This window comes from Vibrio sp. Vb0667, assembly GCF_033391095.1.
This window is the reverse complement of the sequence record NZ_JAWPOL010000244.1, coordinates 1-1,243: the sequence shown is the minus strand read 5'-3', so window position 1 is coordinate 1,243 and position 1,243 is coordinate 1. Positions and strand designations below refer to the sequence as shown.

Annotated in this window: 1 protein-coding gene; it reads right to left on the bottom strand. The window is 44.9% G+C overall.

The window, feature by feature from the left end:
• Positions 1 to 68 precede the first annotated feature (68 nt).
• Positions 69 to 1,243, bottom strand: a 1,175-nt coding sequence (locus R8269_RS24965; protein WP_318222876.1) for a lytic transglycosylase F, incomplete at its 5' end; no start/stop codon positions are given.

The following is a 1,243-nucleotide window of genomic DNA, read 5'->3' as shown; positions in this document are numbered from 1 at the left end:
AACTAGAATGAAAATGTGACATTAATCACTCTGCAATTTCAAAGTACACTGAATAATAAAAATGCCGCTTAATTAACAAGCGGCATTTTTGTATCTGGCGTTTGAGTGATTTTCCTTATTGGCGTCATAAAGACTGGGTCATCAGGAATCAGCAGCACATTTTCTAGTGTTTTGGCGAGGTCTAAGCTCTCTAGTTGCTTATAGATGACGTAGTAACGGTTCACGCTGGTCACATAACTGACCGTTGAGCTGAGGCTTTTTCGCATGACCACTTCGACATTATTAAACCAAACGTTGGGGTCGTAGCCTTGCTGTGCGGCTCGCTTGCGCATTTTCTCGACATTACCTGGGCCTGCATTGTAAGCCGCCAAGGTAAAGTAAATTTTGTTCTCAGCCGTAATGGCCTTATCGCCAAAGTACTGCCGACGTAAAAACGCTAGGTATTTCGCTCCTGCGTGGATGTTGTTTTCGAGTTGTCGAACATTTTTGATGTTGATGTTTGGATCGCGCGCGGTGCTCGGTAAGACTTGCATTATGCCCACTGCGCCTCTTGTGCCGACTAAGTTGTTATTAAATCCGGACTCTTTATACGCAACCGCCGCAATCAGCAAATAATCCAAGTCATATTTCTCCCCGTAGCGCGAAAACAGCGCCGACAGTTTTTCTAGCTGGGCAATTTTCTTAGGGTTAAGTGCCTTATTGAGCCAATTGGTATTGTCGATGTATTTGCTATATATGACGTTTCCAAGGAGTGTGCCTGAACGAGATTTTTGGATGAATTTGTTCACCACTGCTTTGAGTTGAGGACTGTTTTGTCGCATTACCCAAGCGATGTTGCCGTTTTTGCGAAGAGGGACTTTCTTATGCGCTTTGATGTCATCCATCGCATTGAGCCAAAGTGTGGCTTTGTGGCTATCTAAAACGATGGCTTTGATATAGCCATTGTTGAGCATGCCGACGAGTTCGTAGTCTTGCAGAGTCTCTTCGATGAAGTGCACGATAATTGGCGGTAAGCCTTTCTTGTTCAGTGTTTTGTTGACGGCTTGAATGCTTTCAAAGTAGCTGGAACTGGCACGTACCCAAATCTCCTTACCGCTCAACTGCTCAAGTTTAGTGATGGTTGGAGTACTTTTGTTGGTGATCACCCACTCTTCGATGCCGGATAAGATTGGGGTACTGAAGTCGACTTTTTGTTTGCGGGCCTCAGTGATCGTCAAGTTTGCCACCACTAAATCACCAGAGC